We start from the raw sequence: 18,330 nt of genomic DNA, 5'->3' as shown, positions 1-18,330 counted from the left end.
CAGGGCCCGCGGATGGAGACGTCCACAGCCAGATCGGTGAGCCGGCGGAGGCGCGGCTGGGCAGTGGGGCGCCGCTGATGACGTGACAGGCGGGGCAGAGCTGGGAGGCGTTCCAGCCGTCGTCGACGGTTGTCGCGCATGCGGCACAGAGCATGTGCTCTACCTCACTGGGTCACGCAGCCTGGAGAACCACTCGGCGATCGAGCGCTTGTAGCCTTGCGGCATCGGCAGGTTCTCCACCTCGTGTTCGGCGAACAGGCCCACCTGTTTGTGCTCGTGGCTGAGCACCGGCGGCTTGTCGGTGGTCACGGTGGCGCCGTACGTCACGATCAGCACGTCGACGCCGTCGCGGATGTGGTACTGCCAGGAGTCCAGGATCGGCCCGATCTGCGCATCCCAGCCGGCTTCCTCGCTGATCTCGCGCTCCAGGCGGGCCGGAGGGTCCTCGCCGAGCTCGAGTTTGCCGCCGGGCAGTTCCCATTCATCTCGTTCGTTGCGCAGCAGCAGCACCTTGCCATCGCGGACGATCACGCCCTTCACCGACACAGGAAAGGTGTGGGGGCGGTAGTTCATCGGCAGCGGCCTCTCTGCGTGGATGGCTGTGCCTGGAACCTAACACGGTCGATCGCTGCTGACCGGGGTTCCGAGGGTTGACAATCTGTCACTTGTCCAATGCGCACGGTCTACCGGACGCTGGGAGCCGACAACCCCCGCCCCGGCAGCTATCAGAGGTGAATGACGGTGGACCATGAGGCTTTCGCCAGCCGCTACGTGAGCCTGGCGAGCAGCGATGGGCTGGAGCGGACCGCCGCGATGTTGGCGCGCGATGGCCTGGTCACCTTCGACGGGGTTCACGACCGGCGGTCGGTGGTCGATCTCGCGTCGCGACTGCTGACCACGCGGGAGCACCGGGACGCTGGGGCGGACGGTGTCACGATGATCGCCGATCGGGGTTCCGTGGCAGACCGTCTCGGCTTCGCCGGATTCGGAACCAGAGAGCTTGATCCTCACACGGACGCTTCCGCGCTGGCCCGGCCGCCCAGGCTGGTGATGCTGGTGTGCGTCCAACCTGCCGAGTCCGGGGGCGAGTCCTGTGTTGTGGACGGGGCCGCCGTCTATGCCGACCTGGCCGCTCGTGCGCCCGGTTTCTTGCAGCGGCTGAGACGGCCTGGAACGGTCCGATTCGGCGACCCTGGCTATTGGGGGTCGGTGTTCGAGCCGACGGTGGATGGCCGCGTGACGGTTCGGCTCCGGCTTGACGGTCTGGAGCATTTCACCGAGCCCGTTGATGAGGCCGTTCCGGTGCTACGCGCCGCGATCAGCAGGCACGAGCAGCAACTGCCGCTACGGCCAGGACAGGGCTATCTGCTGGACAACTGGCGAACGTTGCACGGGCGCCGCGAGTTTCGAGGAACTCGTCTGATGTACCGGATCCTCGGCGATCCGGTACCCAGCTGTGTGCTGCCCTCTGGATTCGTGCCGGAGTCTCTTGCCGTGGTGGGAGCGTCTTCTGGCGCGTGGAATCGTCCATGACGATCTCCGTGGCGGCTCGCTGGGCAGGCACGCACCGCCTTCTCCAAGTGGTGTCCGCCGTGTGGGCGGCGTGCGGAGGCTCACTGTCTGCCCGCTGGCGCCTTCAGGGCGCAGATGGTGGTCCTACCTGGACGACCTCTGGACGGCGCAACCGGCGGCCTACTCGGCCGGGGGAGGAGGCCTTGCCTGACGGGCAGGGCGGTGCCGCCGCTGATGCGGCGGCCGAGAGACAGGTTATGGACCTCCAGCAACGCGCCTGTGGGCTGTTCCTGTTGATGTACTCGCCCTACTGGCGTCGTTTCGTGGCGATCTATATGGGCGAATGCGATCACGGCATCGTCCTGCGGGCGGGCACGCCAGATGAGTTATGGCAGCTCATGAGCCGCGTTGCGCCACCGGACTGGCAGCGCGGTTCCCTCCCACCCTTCGTGGCCAGGCCCTCATCGGCCGTCGAAGTGTCCGGGTTCTCAGTAGTAGAAGTCGGCGCGCACCGGCAGGTCGCGCAGCGGTCCTTCACGCCCCGGCGCGGGTGACCAGGATCCGGAACGCATGGAGAGAGCAGACGATGGCCAGGAACAGCTGCCCAAGTTCGCGTGGGCACCATACAGGCCGTCCGGCGGCACGCTTCGGGTGTCGCACACCTCGTGCTGCGGCCGATACGAGTGGGGTTGCGAGGGCGCGAGGTTCTTCGTGCTGCGTTCTACGGAGAACGGCTACGAAGAGACCGGGCGTGGCCGTTACCGCCATGCCCTCGACATCTACATCGCTCTCGCCGAGGCGCACAACGCTGAGCACCTACGCCGCCGAGAAACACCGGAGCCCGACCCCTTCCTTCCCCCAAGCGGACAGCACAGCCGACCCCTCGCAGCAAGAAACACCAACGCAGGACAGGAGCAGGAACCCATGACCACTTCGACCATCGAGCAGGGCGCCGAACAGGTGAACACCGCCGCCGGCGCGGACGCATCGTTCGACCCGTTCAACCTCGACATCAAGCTCGCGGAGAACACCCCGGCGGCCAACACGTCGCTTAGGTGCGGCACTGGCGATACGTGCGGGAGCTCCTGCCCGAGCGCCTGCACCACGTCATAACCCCGTCGGCCCGGGTCTCCGCTCGACCGGACCCGGGCCTTCCACCCGGATGGTGAACAGAAACGGAGTGAACACGATGACGCGGACGCGGATCAGACGGTACCGGCGCGTCGGCACCGGGATGCTGCGCGCCACGGTGCATCTCGCTCCACCTGCCCTTCCGAATTGGCCGAAGCCTGGCTGCTCGATCGAGCAGTGGCGGTCGTGGTTGTCCCCGGTGTGGGCGGACGAGCCCTTCCGGCAGGCGGTCACCAACGCCAGCCCGGATCTGGCCCGCCAGATCGGGGCCGTGCTCGACGGGCAGGTGGACAACCCCCGCCGGGCCCGCCGCGCCGCGCTCGCCGTCGCCCGCTACGCCCTGCGTTACGCGCACCGCTCCACACCGTTCGGCCTGTTCGCCGGTGTCGCCCTGGTCGAGTTCGGGGACACGTCCCTCGTACGCATCGGGGATGCGCACGAGGCCATCGCCCGGCCCGACCCCGCAGCCCTGGACTCAGCCATCACCGCCTGGGAGACCGGCGGGGAACGGATGGCCGACATCGAGGTGTGCGACAACAACCTCGCCCGCGTGCGCAACGGCCGCATCCATGTCCCAGCAGAGGGCGCGGACGAGTTCACCCTGGCCTCGACGCCGGCGGTAGAGATGGTGCTGCAGGCGGCCGGATCGCCGATTCCGCATGCGGCCTTGCTGGGAAAGCTGGCCGCCGAGTTCCCGGACGTCGAACCCTGTCGCCGGGCCGAGCTGGTCACTGAGCTGCTGCGTACGCGACTGCTGCGCTCCCGGCTACGTGCCAGCGCCACCGTCACCGACCCGGCCGCCGTCCTGCCGCCCGCGCTCCTCGCCACGTGCGCGCGCACCGCGGTGGACGTGCGGTTGGACGCCGAAGTACGGCTGCCTGAAACGGTGGCGGTCGAGCTGGAGACCGCGGCGACCGTGCTGGCCCGGCTCGCCACCCATCCCGCCGGTACTCCCGCCTGGCGGCGCTACGCCGAACGGTTCGTCGACCGCTTCGGTGAAGGGACCGAGGTGCCCGTGGAGCAGCTCACCGACCCCGTCCGCGGATTGGGGCTGCCGGATGGGTTCGGCCTGCTGTCGGAGCCGCCGAGGCCGATGTCGCGCCGTGACCGGCTGCTGCTGGACCTCGCCGGGACGGCTGCCGTGGAGGGTCATCGGGCGGTGATCTTGTCCGAAGTGACGGTCGAGGAGCTGGAAGTCGCCGCGGCCGAGCCGTTCACCGACCTCACGCCCGCGCCTCACTTCGAGCTGTGCGCCCAGGTGCAGGCTCGCTCGATCGCCGCTCTCGATGCGGGTGACTTCCGGCTGCGCATCCATACCGTCTCCCGCGCGGCCGGCGCCATGTCCGGACGGTTCTGGCATCTGCTCCCGGACCTGGCCGCTGGGTATGCCGCTCTGCCCACCGTCGCGCCTGGCGCGGCGCGGGCGCAGTTGTCGTTCCACCCCACCCGGGCCGAGGCCGACCTGCTGACGCGGGCACCACACGTCGTGCCGAAGCTGGTCAGCGTCGGTGAGTACCGAGACGGCGTGCAAGAGGACGTGCTGCATCCGCGCGATCTGGTCGTCGGCGCCCGTGGTCACCACCTGTATCTGGCGGTGGCCGCGACCGGGGAGCGCCTTGAGCTGCTGGCGCCCACCGCGATCAACTTCCTCTGGAACAACTACACGCCGCCGCTGGTCCGGTTCCTGGCGGAGATCAGCCGCGCCGCCACCGCGCAGGTGACGTGGTTCGACTGGGGCGCCGCGTGGACGTTGCCGTTCACCCCGGCCCTGCACTATCGGCGCACCGTCCTGGTGGCCGCCCGCTGGCAGCTACGCGCCCGGATGCTGCCCGAACGTACGGCGCATTCAGAGAAGTGGACCGAGCGACTTCATGCCTGGCGCGGCAGGGCCGGCGTGCCTGAGCGGGTGCTCCTGGCCGTCGATGACCAGCATCTGCCGCTGGACCTGACGCGGGAGATGGACGTGGACCTGCTGCGCGCCCACCTGGGCGCAACGCCGGTCGCGGTGTTGTTCGAGGCGCCACCGCTGGACGCCGATGGGTGGATCGGAGGGCGGGCGCACAGCCTTGTCGTCTCCCTGGAGTCGAGGCAATGAGCGCCGTCGCGACGCAGGCCCTGGCCGAGGGCGCGCTCGGAGCGGCGCTGCTCCACATCGAGCGCGCCGACCTCGCCGCCGCGCGCCCCCTGCTGCAGGAGGCGGTCGCCGGTGGCGTCAGTACCGGCTCCAACGCCAGCCTGTATCACGGAGCCCCGGCCCTGGAGTTCGTTCTCGGCCGTGCCGGGCGCATCGACTCCGAGGTACAGGCAGGGGTCGACCGCGTCGTGGCCGCCCGCCTGGCCGCCGCCCGCCGGCGACGGCTGGCCCGGCACCTGCCGACCCTCGCTGAATTCGACCTCATCCGCGGACTGACCGGGCTGGGCGTGCTCCTGCTGGCCCGCCCCGGCCCCGCACCGCTGCTCGAAGACATCCTGAGCCACCTGGTGTCGCTGGCGTGCCCGGTCGAAGCCGACGGCCGGATGCTGCCCGGGTGGTGGTCGCCGGACAGCCCCACACACGAGGTGGACGTCCCCGACGGCCACGGCAACAACGGCATCGCGCACGGCATCGCCGGACCGCTGTCGCTGCTGTCCCTGGCCGCCCGCAGAGGCATCCGCGTCGATGGCCAGAGCAGCGCCATCACCACATTCGCGACCTGGCTGGAGCAATTCGGCAGCTCCTACTGGATCACGCTCGACCAGCTCACCACCGGCGAGCCCGCGCAGGTGCCGTCGCTGCGGCCGTCCTGGTGCTACGGAGACCTGGGGATCGCCCGCGCCCTGCAGTTGGCCGCGCTCGCGCTCGGCGATCCTGCCCGTGCGCAGAAGGCTGAGGACATCGCCCTGGCGGCTCTTACTGACGCTGAACGTCTCGACCGGGTAAGCGATGCCTCCCTCTGCCATGGCTGGGCCGGAATCCTGACCGTTACCACCGCCCTCGCCGCCGACAGCGCCGCCCCCGGCCAGTACACGACGAGCATCCAGCACGCCCGCAGGCAACTGGCCGCAGGGATCAACGATCTGCCCAAGCCAGGGTTCCTGGAAGGAGCCGCCGGGGCGCAACTGGCGCTGGACGGCTCCAACGCCACCGGCTGGACCCGCGCCTTGTTGATCCACTGACCCCGCCGTACCTATACCGAGCAGGAGCAACACCGACGACATGGACAGGTACGAGGACAATCTCGCCCCACCGGCCGAGCCTGAATGGTGGCAGGCCACAATCCGCTTCCCCGGCAATGCCGGGGTGAGCCCCGAGGCGGCGACCAAGCTGTCGGCCGCACTGATCGGAATCGGACGGAGCTTTCACTTCCTGCGCAAGGAGGGAGGGCTGCGGCTGCGCACAGACCGCCCCATCACCGTTCTGCTCGACCAGCTCGTCGCCGACGAGGTAGCGGCCGGGTGGGTCGGCGGGATCTACGAGGCCGAGACCGACGCATTCGGCGGTCCGCAGGGCATGGCCATCGCCCACGCGGTGTTCTGCGCCGACAGCCCCGCCGCGCTGGCCGAGACCGGCAACCCCGACAGCAGAGAGCGGTGCATCCTGCTGCTGTCCTCGATGTACCGGGCGGCTGGGCTCGACCCGTTCGAGGTCGGTGACGTGTGGGCGAAGATCGGTGACCTGCGCCCGCCGATCGACCCGCCCGCCGAGACCCGCCGCGCGGCGGCGATCACCGCGATGCGGCTCCTCATGAACACCGACGCCGCCAAGCGGCCCCACCCGGAACAGGGCTGGGTCGAGCGCGTGACCGCGTTCGAGGACGCCGGCCGCCGCCTTGCCCGCCTCGCCAAGGCGGGGCATCTGAAGCGCGGTCTGCGCGCCGTCCTCGCCCACCACGCGATTTTCACGTTCAACCGGAACAACACGACGGCGGACGAGCAAGCCGCTGTGGCGTGGCTCGGCTGGCAGGCCGCCTTCGGAGACACCGAACCGGCATCCGTGTCTACCAGCCGGCCCTCACCAACACCCCTCGCCTTCACCAGGACGGAGACCGCCATCAGCACCACTGTCGACCCAACTAAGCTGCGCGAGGCCATGGTGGCCAGGTACATCGACTCCGGTCACCTGCGCACCCCAGAGATCATCGACGCCTTCCGCGCGGTCGAGCGCCACACATTCATCCCCGACGCCGAGGTCAAGGCCGCTTACGTCGACGACGCCGTGCCGATCAAGCACGACACCGACGGCGAGATGATCTCCTGCATCTCCGCGCCGTCCATCGTCGCCACCCAACTGGAGCAGGTAGGCGTCCGCCCCGGCCACAACATCCTGGAGGCCGGGGCAGCCACCGGCTACAACGCCGCACTCCTCGGCCACCTGGTCACTCCCACCGGCCACGTGTGGACGATCGACGTGGACACCGACCTTGTGGACACCGCTCGCACGCACCTGGCAACCGCCGGAGCCGAGAACGTGACCGCCGTGCTCGGCGACGGCGCGGCCGGACTGCCGGAGCATGCTCCCTTCGACCGCATCCAGTTCACTGTGGGTGCCGGCGACATCCCCACCATGGTGCTCGACCAGCTCGCCCCTGACGGGCGCCTGGTCATCCCGATGCGCATCCGCGGCAGCATCTCCCGGAGCTTCGCCTTCGAACGCGACGGCGACATCTGGAAGACCGTGTCGTGTGAGATGGCGACCTTCGTGCCGCTACGCAAGGGCATCTGCGACGACATCTACACGCGCGTACAGATCGCTGGGAAAGGCGATGTCCACCTGGAGACCTTCAGCGAGCAGGACGTCGACCGCGAGGCGATGCGGACCATCCTGGACACTCCCGCCCGCCCGGTCTATACCGGGGTGAAGTTCCGGCAAGGCGACCCGTGGCAGTGGGTCTATCTGTGGCTGGCGTGCGTCCTGCCGAACGGACTGTCGCGGATGCCCGGCCAGCGCGCCGGGTTCACCCCGCACTTCGCGTGGGGTTCGATGGCCGCGCTCGACGGCGACAGTCTGGCCTACCTGACCATTCGCGAAGGAACCGATACCGAAGGACGCTTCTGGGCCATCGGCGTCGTCGGCCACGGTCCACGCGCCGCCGTCCTCGCCGAGCAGGTCGCCACCGCGATCGAGGAGTGGGACCGAGACTACGGAAACCACGCTCCCGCCCCCGGCTTTCGCATGGCCACCGGCGACAACCGTGACCAGCTCAAGGCGGCCGACCCGCGCTTCGTCATCGACAAGCCCGCCAGCCGGCTCGTCATCGACTGGCCGTAGAAGGGACGAGAAGCGTCGTGATGAACCCCACGATCGCCGCCCGCATCCCGCTGGTCTGCCGTACCAAACCGCCTGGCAAGCCCCTGGCGGCGCGCATCGCCGATCTCACCGCGCTGACCATCGAACCCGCAGGCGCCGAACACCACGACCTGGTGGCCCGCGCCTGCGGGGTCCTCAACATCTCCGCGCTCATCGCCTCCGACGCCGGACTGCCCGACCTGGCCGCAGACCTGTGCTGGAAACAGCACAAGATCTTCGCCGAGAGCGGCAGCCTCGACCAGGAGATCGCGGTCATGTCATTGATGCCGCTGATCAACATCGCCCGGTTGCTGATCCGCGAAGGCGACGGCAAAGCTGCCTACGAGGTGCTCGACCCGCTCTACCGCGCCGCCCAACAGCGCGGCTCCACCATGGTCCACGGCCACGACGTCGATCTATCTCCCCTGATCGACAGCCATGACAGTCACCGCGCTGTCTGCACGGAGCTGTGGATAGCCCTGCTCATCGACGGGGCCCGAGCCCTCGCTCAACAAGGCCGCTGGAGCGAAGCCGCCGACGCCATGGCCGCCCACCGCGGCATCGGCGAACGGCTCCTCGACGGACGCCAACTCAAAATCATGGCACTGATGGAACAGGAACTCCCTGACGAGGCCGCCGCCATGATCGACGCCACCGTTCCCGCGGAACCGTGGGAGCACACCGTCGCGGCGCTGCTGCGCATCGCCTGCCGCCCACCCGGCACCACCACGTCACCGGAAGAACTGGATCATGTCGCCAAGAAGGCACTGCCGCTGATTAGCCAGCACGAACCGATGACGGCGGCTTTCCGGGCCCGACTCGGCCTGACCGCGCTCGACCTGACCACCAACCCATCGTCATCATCCGCCTCCCGTCTGGGCGCAGCGCTTGTCGAGGTGGCTTCCACCGACGCCTACGCCGCCCGCGACATCCTCGGCCATCAGGAGATGCGCTCCCACATGACCGACCAACAGCAGCACAACCTCAGCGCCGTGATCACCGCTGCGGGACTCGGAGTCGGGCGTCTCCCTCAGATGCACGAGTACGCTCTGGCCGCGGCTGTGAATCACGCCGAAAACCGGCTGCAGGCGCTGCTCAGCCAGGACGGCTCCGGGAACACATGATGCAATCTGTTGGCTTTCGGGTACTCGGATGCCGCCAGGTTCAAGAACCTAGAAGACTATGGCAGGCGATGTTGCGCACTCGAAACTCCCGCTTGTGAGCGGGGAACATCTCGTCGCACTGCATCTCCAACAGCGATGGCATCCCACCGCGTCCGGGCGACGTCGGGTGTTCAGAACGCGGGTGGCCAGGGGCGCGCTTTGGTCGAGGTTTCGGCCGGGAAGGGCGATGGTCAGCAGCAGAGATCGTCATCGCTGGTGGCTGTCGGAGTTCGTGGTGCGCGGGCGGCTCATCGACGTGCCTTCGGTTCCTGGCCGCGTTCGGCCCTTTAGCGCCGTCGCTGCCCTCATCCGTTTCACCGGTTCGCCGGTGCGAGGAAATGGTGGCGCCGGATGTGACGTTCGACCCGTGCGGCGGGGCGGCATGCGCGGAAGCTTGATCGCCGGGCATGTTCGGCAGAGCGCCTACGGAGCGAGGTGCAGAGTCCTGTCGGCCATCGAACACCCCAGCACCTCCCAGGGCTATCGCGGCAGCTAGGACGGCGGCGACTCCGCCCGCCGCCAGCACACTTTTGGTGCGCGCTCGTGCACGCGGTCGTTCAACCTGTTCGGGCATCTTCGGCTCCCCGGCACCTCTCGATCGTTACGGTGCGTAGCGTAGCTGCGGTCCTTCGGGTGGCAGCGGGTTTTTGATCTTGCATTGATGATTCATAGCGTTGGCATTCCAGGACGTCCACGGAAGGACCTCGATCGAGGCTTCTGGCAGTAGCGAGGCACGTGCAGGGCAGCGACAAACACTCCGATGGTCATTAAGCACGTTGGCCCGGCGGTCAGCGCGCAGGCTCGCGAGCTGTACGGAACGTCCGGTTCGGCCCGTTCGTCGTCATGGTGTGACCCTCTTCCCGGAGCTTGACGAACGGCTGCGCGAGGCGGCCGCCAGAATGCACCGCGCCGAGCATGTCCGGCGCCTGCGTGCGACCATCGCGTAACAGATCGACGGCGTCCGCAGCGGTCTGGAGAACCTGGAGTTCGAGTTGGCCGAGGAGGAGCGGGACGTCTCCCGGCTGGAGGGTGGGCTGTCTGCCGTCCTGGCCCGCATGCTGGGCAACCGCGACGAGCGGCTGGCGCGCGAGCGTGCCGAGGCGGTGGTGGCCAGGGAACGTGTGGACGGTCACCGCGCCCGGCTTACGCAGCTCGAAGCCGATGCCAGGGCGGCGGCCGCCGAGCTGGCCGTGCTCGACCCCGCGTCTCGGGAGTATGCCGGGTTGCTGGCCGAGAAGGAGCAGCAGCTCCTCCGCAGTGACGAGCCACGCGCCCGTGAGCTGGCCGATCTCGGCTCCGTGCTCGACCGGGTGAGCACCGAGGTGCGCGAGTGTGAGGAGGCCCGGCAGGCGGGGCAGGGTGCGGACGAGGCGCTCGGCGTCGTGCTGCGCTTCCTCGATTCCGCCAGGAACGCCTCCACCTTCGACGTGTTCGGCGGCGGGGCGCTGTTCGACGCCTTCGAGCACGACAAGCTGGCCAGTGCCGACAAGGCCGCCTGGCATGCGCAGCGGGCTCTGGACGTGTTCGCCCGCGAGCTGGCCGACACCGGGATCGCGGTCCGGCTGGTGATGCCCAAGGTGGACACGAGCTGGTTCGTGGACGCCTTCTTCGACAACATCATCTTCGACGTGCTCAAGCATCAGCGCATCGAGAAGACCCGGGCCGAGGTGCAGAAGCTGGCGCAGTGGGTGCGCGAGACCAGGGCGTACCTGAAGGCGCACCACGCCCAGTTGGTGGCCGAGCGCTCCCAACTGCTGACCAGGCGCAAGGAGCTTCTGCACCCCGCATAGCCACTCCTCCAGGAACCGGTCCTTCTGGAGGCCCTGGCGTGCGGGTGCGGGCGCCGGCTCGATCGCTTCCGAGCCGGGCGGTCCCGGGCCGCACGGTCCCCCGCTCGTCCGGCTACATCGTGTGGGATGGGCTCTCGGTGGTGCTCGTCCGGTCCTGTGGGTGGGCACCAGATCTAAGTGGGATTCTCAGCCCACCTGGAGTGGCTCGGGCCGGTCGGCAGTGGTGGCGATCAGATGGGTGTGGAGGAACGCGCTGATGGCTTCGTACGCGGTCAGCTCGTTGGCACGGTTGGTGAAGCCGTGTCCTTCATCGGGATAGATGTCGTAGCGGACCTGGACACCGCGTTCACGCAGTCGGGCGACGATCTGGTCGGATTCGGCCTGAGGCACACGTGGATCATGGGCTCCCTGCAGAACGAACAGAGGAGCGGTGATGTTGTCGGCGTAGGTGACGGGGCTGCGCTGTAGGAGGTGTTCGGCGCGGGTGTCGGGGTCGCCGAGCACAGTGGCGACGAAGGTCTTCCAGGTGGGAGGGGACGCCTTCGCCAGGGTGAGCAGGTTGCTCGGACCGCACATGGAGACGCCCGCAGCCCAGGGGTAGGGGAGGCGGGCCAGGCAGGACAGAGCGGCGAAGCCGCCGTAGGAGGATCCCATGACGGCCAGGCGGTTCGGGTCGATCCAGTCGAGGGTGTGCAGGTATTGGACGGCGTGATCCAGGTCGTCGAGGTCGATGCCGCCCCAGTCGCAGTAGATGAGCTTCTGGTGGGCGGTGCCGTAGCCGGTGGAGCCGGCGAAGTTGGGGGCCAGGATGGCGATGCCCTGATGGAGAAGATGCTGGTAGAGGCCGGAGCGGGCGTAGATGGGGCGCTCCTGGGATTCCGGGCCGCCGTGGATGAACAGCAGCACCGGGTGCGGGCCGGGGCCGTCCGGGCGGTAGAGCAGAGCATGGACGTCGCGTCCGTCGCGAGCCGGGTAAGTGATCAGCTCGGGGGCGACCGGGTCGATGACGTGCAGGGCCGGGGGGCGGGTGTCGGTGAGGTAATGGAACTCGTGCCGGGCCAGGTTCACGACCGCTATCTCCGCCGGCCGGGCCGCGGAATTGATCAGGATGATCGCGAAGGAGGCGTCGGGCGCCAGGGATAGCGCGGAGATGACGCCGGGCGGGATGGCGGGCAGCGGGATGGGGCTGCCGTTGCGGTCGGCGTGCAGGCGGGAGCTGCCGCCCTCGTTGACGGACCAGATGCGGACTCCCGTGGCGGCGTCGAGGACCTCGACATCCCAGTTCGGGCGCGCGATGGCCTGCAGGGAACGGGCTGCGAGGTCGTAGAAGGCGGCGGCGGTGAACTCGCTCCAGTGGTCAGTGAGCAGGTGGAAGCCGCTGGCGTCCGGCGCCCAGACGCCGGGCTCGAAGACACCCTCGCCCAAAGCGGACGTCAGGCAGACCGGCTCGGTGTCCGGGTCGCTCAGATCGGTGAGGTAAACGGCGATGTCGGTGTTGGACCGGAACCCGGTCGCCAGCAGCCAGCGGCCGTCAGGGGAGAGGCTGACGGCCTCGAAGGCGACCCCGTCAGGGGGCGTGAACCGGCGAAGCTCGCCGGTCTGCAGGTCGTGGACGATGAGGTCCTGGGCGGCGGGGTCGCGGTCGTTGGCTGTGTAGGCCAGGAAACGTCCAGTCGGGTCGAACGGCGAGGTGGCCAGGACACGCTGACAGTTCGGACCGGAGCTGACCTCGGTCAGGCCACTGCCATCCGAGGCGACGAGGTAGAGGCGGAACTGCTCGTCTCCGTTCTCGTCGGCGGTGAACACCAGCCGCTCGCCGCAGGGTGTCCAGGCGATCTGGCGGACGGTGCGGTCGTCGAAGCCGGCCACGCGACGCGGCTCGCCACCGACGACGGGAACCACCCACAGGTCGTAGTGCCCGGAGACGTGGCTGGAATAGGCCACTAGCTGACCGTCCGGAGACAACGAGAGGGTGGGCTGGAAGCGTTGCTGGGGAACAAAGTCCAAGTATTCGGGCATGGCAAGACCTTTCGGGTTCAGTCGATCCAGCTGCGGCGTACGGCTGCGGCTCCGGCGGCGAAGCGGGTCTCCACGCCGAGTTCATCGCGGATCGCGGTCCAATGTCGGCGCATGGTGTTGACGCTGATGTCCATCCGCCGGGCGATCGCCTCGTCGGACAGTCCCTGGTTAAGCAGCTTGAGCACCTGCAACTGCGCGGGCGTGAGGGGCGCGGCGGCCTTCGCGCTGCCAAATGGGATCGCCTTCTCCCAGAGCAGCTCGAAGTACTCCCGCAGCGCTCCCACGATGACGGGCGAGCGCACCAGCAGCGCCCCTCCCATGCCGGTCGGTGTCAAGGGAACAAGCGCCACTGTCTCGTCGGCGAGCTTCATCTTCATTCCGATGCGGGGCAGCAGCCGCGCCTGCTCTCCGGCTTCGACCGCGGCCTCGATCGTCTTGGCGCCGATCGGGTGCTCTGCGCAGCGGGTCTCGTAGATCGCCCGGCATTGCACCTGGCCCTCGAAGACCGGTAGCGGTACGTACCCGGTGGAGTCCTCGACGGGCGCCTCCAGGACGTAGTTATCCAGCGTGAGCCAGTCGTGCCGCGCGGCGTTGATGAGGGCGTAGGACAGGGAACTGATCTCGTCTCGGTCAGTGACGATATGCACGAGGCGGTCCATCGCCGAGTTCGAGGATGCCGCGGTCGGCGTCTGGTGGAACTCGCTCAGTCGCTTGTGTCCTGCCAGCAGCCGCTCCTGATCACTGACGAGACGGCGTGAAAGATCCGTCAGGACGCCCTGCAGCGCGAGTTCTGGGGGAGCAGGCACGAGACGCGGCGGCATCGCGGGGCCGTCCGGTCGGCGATGCGCCATCCCGCGAGCCGTCAGTTCGGTGACGTGCTCCTTGCTTCCCAGCAAGGACGCGGCGTCGTCCTCCGGGCAGCCGCCCTCCGTGAGCAGTATGGAGTACGACACGAAAATCTCATCCGGGACGACGCCTTCCAAAAGGCGCTGCGCTTTGACCTGATCCTGTCCGTCCACCGCCACCTCCGATCAGAGAGTAATGGTGGCGACGCTCTCTGTGACTGCCCTTCTTGTCGTGTCGGGTGATGGGTGGTTCCGCGCGATGGTGACTTCTCACGATCGCGTGCTCTGCGCAGGAGGCCCGCTGTTGTAGGGGTTCTCGCCGTCCTGGACTCCGCCTCCTCGGTCAGTAGGTGCCGTGGAGGGTTTCACCACCCCTGCTGCGAGGCCTCGCACGGTCTGATCAGTGCGAAGGCTCAAGAGCGGCAGGGAGGCACTATGCGGCGGCAGCTCGTCGGGGACGTGGTGAAGAAGCTGGGCGCAGTGGTTGCGGCGTCGGTGGTGTGGGCCGCGAACTCACCAGCCAGTGCGGTCGATGCAGCGCCTTACTGTCCTGCCGTGGGTCAGGTACCACAGCAGGTGTACGACATTAAGAAGGTGTGCGCGTTGGTGTATGGCGACCTGGTGGAAGGTCGAATGCCGGCCCTTTCGGATCTGCTGAAGTATCTGGCGCGGCCGCAGCGCAATCCGGCATATACCACGCTCACTTCTGAACCGCAGAAGGTGTCGAAGCCACGCGATGCGATTTCGACAGTGAAGCAGCCTAAGGCCGACCCAGCCCAAGTTCGCAGGCGGGATTCCGAACGGCGACCGCTTGTTCAGAGCAGCGGCGAAACTGGCCGGGCTCGGGCTCTGATCCGAGATCGTCAGACAAGGGCCCACCGTCAGCAACACCCGCACAAGGACGGTAGGAAGCCATCGTCCAAGACGGTTCCCCCATCACCAGCTCCATCGGAAGCGCCCTTGGCCTCGACCTCGACACCGTTTCCTGTGCCCGCAGCGGGTTCTCCTGCGCCCGATCTGGTCGCGGCGGTTAGACCGCGGGCGCGGTCTCGGTCTGAGGTGATGGGGCCGCTGAGTGGCGCGTTGGCATTCGGGCTCATGCTCATGGTCCTGACGACTGCGCTTATCGGTCGGCTGCGGCCTTGGTCGACGCAGGCCGGCGCGAGCTCGTTTGCTGCGCGTCTGCCTGGAGGTGCTGCTGGTCCACGCGGTATCGATGGCCGCAACGAAGAGGAAATCGAAGCATGCCCGGCGGTTGTCCTGTCATCCGCTGGGGTGCAGGCGCCTACGGTCACCTGCGGGATGGCGGAGTCGGTTGCCAAGCGCGACCGCGGTGAGCACATGGCGGCGACCCCGTCCCAGCCCGACCAGCCCGGCTTTCGCCCGGCGATTTCAGAGGCTGAGGTGCCCCTCGTATCAAGCCCTTCGGTCAAATTGGGGTCGGGTTTCGTAGCGGCGGCGGGTAAGGCGAAGGTCGAGGTGCTGGGGGTGCCGCGGCTGTCTTATGGCGGGGCCGAGGTCTGTTTCGGTCGTGCCGAGGCCCGGGAGTTGTTGGCGCTGCTTGCGGTGTCACGGGACGGGGTTTCGGCGGAGGGGATTGCCGAGACGCTGTGGCCAGGGGAGGTTGCCGGGCGCCGGTTGGATTCGGCGGTGCGGGAGATCAACCGGGCGCTGCGGCAGGCGATGGGTTGTGCGGCCGGCGTACGGTTCGTGCTCAAGTCCGGGGAGCGGCGGGTGCTGCCGGCGGCATCGTTCGATGCGGACTTCTGGCGGTTCGAGGACGCGTGCAAGCGGGCCTCGATCGCGGACGAGGACGCTGTGCGGGTGGCGGCGTTGCAAGAGGCGCTGGTCCTGTATCGGGGGCCGCTGCTGGCTGGGCGCGATGATCTGTGGGTGCTGCCGTTGCGGCAGGCCGCTCAACGGCAGGCGGCGGATGCCGCTGAGCGGATGGCCGAGCTGGTGCGGGCCGATGATCCAGGGCGGGCGGTGGACGTGCTGCGGTTGGCGGTCGAGTGCATCGATCCGTACAGCGAGACGTTGTGGTGTCTGCTGATGTCGGTTCAAGGCGAACTCGGGCGCCTGCCCGCGGTGCGGCGTTCGTTCGAGTTGTTGAGGGAGCGGTTGGCGGAGATCGACGCGGTGCCGAGTCCGCAGGCGCGGCAGGTGTATGAGCGGTTGGTGCGTTGACCAGCCGGTCCTGCGGGCGAAACCGGGCGACGGGCGGGCACTGGCCCGGCGGGGTCATGCGTCTGTTCGGCGTAGCGCGTCCCGGTCGCGCGGAGCATAGGTGGCCAGCATGGCGGCAGTGAGCAAGCAGGCAGGTCGGGTGCCGTAGATGCGGGCCAAGAGGTGCAGGGCGTAGAGGGAGGGGCGGCGGCCCGTCGTCGGCCAGTTCTCGTAGTCATAGAGGCGGGATTCGCGCAGTCCCGCTCCGGCGGTGTCGGCGAGCCGGTGGAAGGCGTTGACCGTCTGGGTTGCGGTGAGGCCGGCGGCGTGGCGGTAGAGGCGGAGTGGGGTGGCGGGATGATCGAGGGCGAGGATGGTGGCGATCTGGTCGATGGTGAAGCCGTGCTGGCGCAGGTAGCGGCTGCGGCGGCGGCAGTCGAGCAGCGTCTGGTATCCGATTCCGGACATGGGTCGACGTCCCCTTTCCTATAGCACGCGGGCGTCGCGTGATCCGGGGAACGGTAGGCGGGCTCTGGTGAGGGACTCCAGTCTCGGCGTGGGGTGGTCGATCGGGCGGCCACGTGAGCCGTCGTCGGGTGGTTCGGGGCATGGCCACAGATCGGGGCGGGGTAGACGTGGGATCGCGGGTTGGGGATGTGATTCGGGCGGGGAGGTGAGTGATCGTGCTGGTCGCTCCCGGACGTGCCGGGATCGTGACCGGAAGGGGCCAGCCAGCATGGATAACCGTACGCAGCACTTCTCAGGCGAGCCGAGCCGACTCCTCATGCCGCGGACGCACGGGCAGCCGCGTGGCGAGGAGTTCCCAGATCTGGCGCCAGGACTGGTGATGTCGACCTTCCGATCCCGGCCGGTATGGGGCGGCATGGCCTGGCGCCAGGCATTCCCGGGACGCGACGATCAGTCGGCCCCTGCGCGCCGCATGGTGGGCCGCTTGCTGGCGGACACCGGCCGGAGACACGACGCAGAGTGGGTGACGGCCGAGCTGATCGCCAACGCGCTGCAGCACTCGTGTTCGGGACAGGCACGGGGGTTCTTCGTGGTGGAGGTGCTGCGCGGCGCGGGCGTGGCCCGGATCGTGGTGTACGACCTGGGCGGGGGTTCAGTTCCGGACTTCTCCCGGACACCGGGTTCGGTGCTGGACCTGGCCGAGCATGGGCGGGGGCTGGCCGGGGTGGCTGCGCTGGCGGTCCGGTTCGGGGTGGCGGGCGATGCGAATACCGGGCATGCGGTGTGGGTCGAGCTGGCCCTCCCCGAGGAGGTGATTGCGGCGGCCTCGGCGGCAGAAGCGGGTGCTGTGGCCGGTGCTGGTGCGGAAGAGTCGGAGCCGGGCGGTGGGTTCGAGGCGATGCCGATGGCCTCCGGGACGCTCACCGAGGCAGCAGGACGCCTCGTTGCCCGTAGCGGCTTGTCGCCGGTGGGCTGTGAAGGAACCGCCAACGAGGAAGCGGGTGGCCGGACGGTGGGGGCGGGTGGAGCGGGCAACGCACTCTGCCCGGATTGCGGGGAAAGCGGTTGTTGGTCTGGCCCCTTCCGAGTGCTTGCGGAGGACGTACGGGGGCAGGCGGCGAGCCAGGTGTCGGCGTTCGGCCAGGAGCCGTGGGCACGGCAGGCCCTGGCCGGGCTGCGAGAGGACTGGCCGGGCTGGGCCTTTCTGGTGGTGCGGTGTCGGTGGATCGCGATGCGCGGCAAGCAGGCGGTGATCAGTGCGGCTGGGCCGCAGGAACTCCGCCAGGCCTTGCCCTCCGTCCCAGTAAAACCGGACGTGACCGCGCTGTTGCCAGGGTGCGGATCGGCTGTACCGGGCCTGGTCGAGGACGAGGCGTCAGAGTCCGGCTCGGTGCTGCCGATGGTGGCCGAGCTGTTGGTGATGGGATCTGATGCGAGGTGGGTGGGGGTTAGCGGGTCGCCGGGATCGGGTTCGACATGTACGGCGGGTATCGGTGGTGGTGGGGGCGCCGGTACGGGGCTGAGCGGCACGACGGCGGTGGTTGCGCCGCTGCCGGGGGCGTTGACCGCCGAACGGTCGGGGACGGGCACGTGGGCGATTGCTGCCGCTGACGTGGCGCGAGCGGGTCGGCGGCCGTACGGGTGGTCGTTGTGGCCGTGGGGCAAGCGTCGGGACCGTTCGTGTTCAGCGGCGCAGGTCGGGAAACAGGCTCGCACGACTGGCCGGGACGAGCCAGGGGGTGGACATGGCCACCGCCGGGTCCGGTCGAAGCCTGCCGCAGCGATGCTGCCCGCTGCTGTTGCCGCCTGAGCGTTGATGTGCCCGCGCGTGATGGGCCGGGGGCGCGGGCTTGACGCCTGGGGTGCAGGTGGGCGTTCATACCGGTTCGCTGTCCGGCGGCGAGCGATACTGAACGACAGGACCGGTAGGGGTTTACTCCGCGTCGGAAGCGAGGCGAACCGGCTCCTGC

General features: G+C 68.7%; 14 protein-coding genes. 10 read left to right on the top strand and 4 right to left on the bottom strand.

What is annotated here, in order from left to right:
• Window positions 1-159: 159 nt before the first annotated feature.
• Complete coding sequence (locus AB0I81_RS60300) at window positions 160-540, bottom strand: NUDIX domain-containing protein (RefSeq protein WP_360678771.1); 381 nt, start codon at window positions 538-540, stop codon at window positions 160-162.
• Between the two features lie 195 nt (window positions 541-735).
• Between AB0I81_RS60300 and AB0I81_RS60295 the strand changes: the two genes are divergently transcribed.
• The 8 genes from AB0I81_RS60295 to AB0I81_RS60260 all read left to right on the top strand — a co-directional run bounded on the left by AB0I81_RS60295 (window position 736) and on the right by AB0I81_RS60260 (window position 10,862).
• The gene (locus AB0I81_RS60295; RefSeq protein WP_360678768.1) at window positions 736-1,533 is read left to right on the top strand and encodes a TauD/TfdA family dioxygenase; all 798 of its coding nucleotides are present in this window, start codon (window positions 736-738) and stop codon (window positions 1,531-1,533) included.
• 182 nt (window positions 1,534-1,715) lie between these two features.
• Entirely contained in the window at window positions 1,716-2,066 is a 351-nt protein-coding gene (locus AB0I81_RS60290) for a hypothetical protein (RefSeq protein WP_360678765.1), read from the top strand.
• A gap of 157 nt (window positions 2,067-2,223) precedes the next feature.
• A complete protein-coding gene (locus AB0I81_RS60285) occupies window positions 2,224-2,625 on the top strand; it encodes an FxLD family lanthipeptide (RefSeq protein WP_360678763.1) in 402 nt (133 codons plus the stop codon).
• Window positions 2,626-2,701: 76 nt separating this feature from the next.
• The gene (locus tag AB0I81_RS60280; protein ID WP_360678760.1) at window positions 2,702-4,738 is read left to right on the top strand and encodes a lantibiotic dehydratase family protein; all 2,037 of its coding nucleotides are present in this window, start codon (window positions 2,702-2,704) and stop codon (window positions 4,736-4,738) included.
• On the top strand, window positions 4,735-5,799 hold the full coding sequence (locus AB0I81_RS60275) for a lanthionine synthetase C family protein (protein ID WP_360678757.1): 1,065 nt from the start codon (window positions 4,735-4,737) through the stop codon (window positions 5,797-5,799). Before AB0I81_RS60280 ends, AB0I81_RS60275 begins: the two co-directional genes overlap by 4 nt.
• Before the next feature lie 40 nt (window positions 5,800-5,839).
• Window positions 5,840-7,891, top strand: coding sequence for a methyltransferase, FxLD system (gene fxlM, locus AB0I81_RS60270; RefSeq protein ID WP_360678755.1), 2,052 nt, complete (start codon window positions 5,840-5,842; stop codon window positions 7,889-7,891).
• Between the two features lie 20 nt (window positions 7,892-7,911).
• Window positions 7,912-9,033 (top strand): hypothetical protein, encoded by a 1,122-nt coding sequence (locus AB0I81_RS60265; RefSeq protein ID WP_360678752.1) that lies wholly within the window; start codon window positions 7,912-7,914, stop codon window positions 9,031-9,033.
• Window positions 9,034-10,064: 1,031 nt separating this feature from the next.
• A complete protein-coding gene (locus AB0I81_RS60260) occupies window positions 10,065-10,862 on the top strand; it encodes a hypothetical protein (RefSeq protein ID WP_360678750.1) in 798 nt (265 codons plus the stop codon).
• A 186-nt stretch (window positions 10,863-11,048) separates the two neighbouring features.
• Here AB0I81_RS60260 and AB0I81_RS60255 read toward each other — a convergent pair whose 3' ends face one another.
• On the bottom strand, window positions 11,049-12,881 hold the full coding sequence (locus tag AB0I81_RS60255; protein ID WP_360678749.1) for a S9 family peptidase: 1,833 nt from the start codon (window positions 12,879-12,881) through the stop codon (window positions 11,049-11,051).
• A gap of 17 nt (window positions 12,882-12,898) precedes the next feature.
• A complete protein-coding gene (locus AB0I81_RS60250; RefSeq protein ID WP_360678747.1) occupies window positions 12,899-13,900 on the bottom strand; it encodes a LuxR C-terminal-related transcriptional regulator in 1,002 nt (333 codons plus the stop codon).
• A gap of 261 nt (window positions 13,901-14,161) precedes the next feature.
• On the opposite strand from AB0I81_RS60250, the gene AB0I81_RS60245 reads away from it, so the two are divergent.
• Window positions 14,162-15,913, top strand: coding sequence for a BTAD domain-containing putative transcriptional regulator (locus AB0I81_RS60245; RefSeq protein ID WP_360678745.1), 1,752 nt, complete (start codon window positions 14,162-14,164; stop codon window positions 15,911-15,913).
• 54 nt (window positions 15,914-15,967) lie between these two features.
• Here AB0I81_RS60245 and AB0I81_RS60240 read toward each other — a convergent pair whose 3' ends face one another.
• Window positions 15,968-16,360, bottom strand: coding sequence for a hypothetical protein (locus AB0I81_RS60240; RefSeq protein ID WP_360678743.1), 393 nt, complete (start codon window positions 16,358-16,360; stop codon window positions 15,968-15,970).
• A gap of 268 nt (window positions 16,361-16,628) precedes the next feature.
• On the opposite strand from AB0I81_RS60240, the gene AB0I81_RS60235 reads away from it, so the two are divergent.
• Window positions 16,629-18,170, top strand: a complete 1,542-nt coding sequence (locus AB0I81_RS60235) for an ATP-binding protein (RefSeq protein WP_360678741.1) — start codon at window positions 16,629-16,631, stop codon at window positions 18,168-18,170.
• The last annotated feature ends 160 nt before the right edge of the window (window positions 18,171-18,330 follow it).

Origin of the sequence: Nonomuraea sp. NPDC050404, assembly GCF_040655495.1 — a bacterium.
Lineage (GTDB): Bacteria > Actinomycetota > Actinomycetes > Streptosporangiales > Streptosporangiaceae > Nonomuraea.
This window is presented reverse-complemented; position numbering and strand designations above follow the sequence as displayed.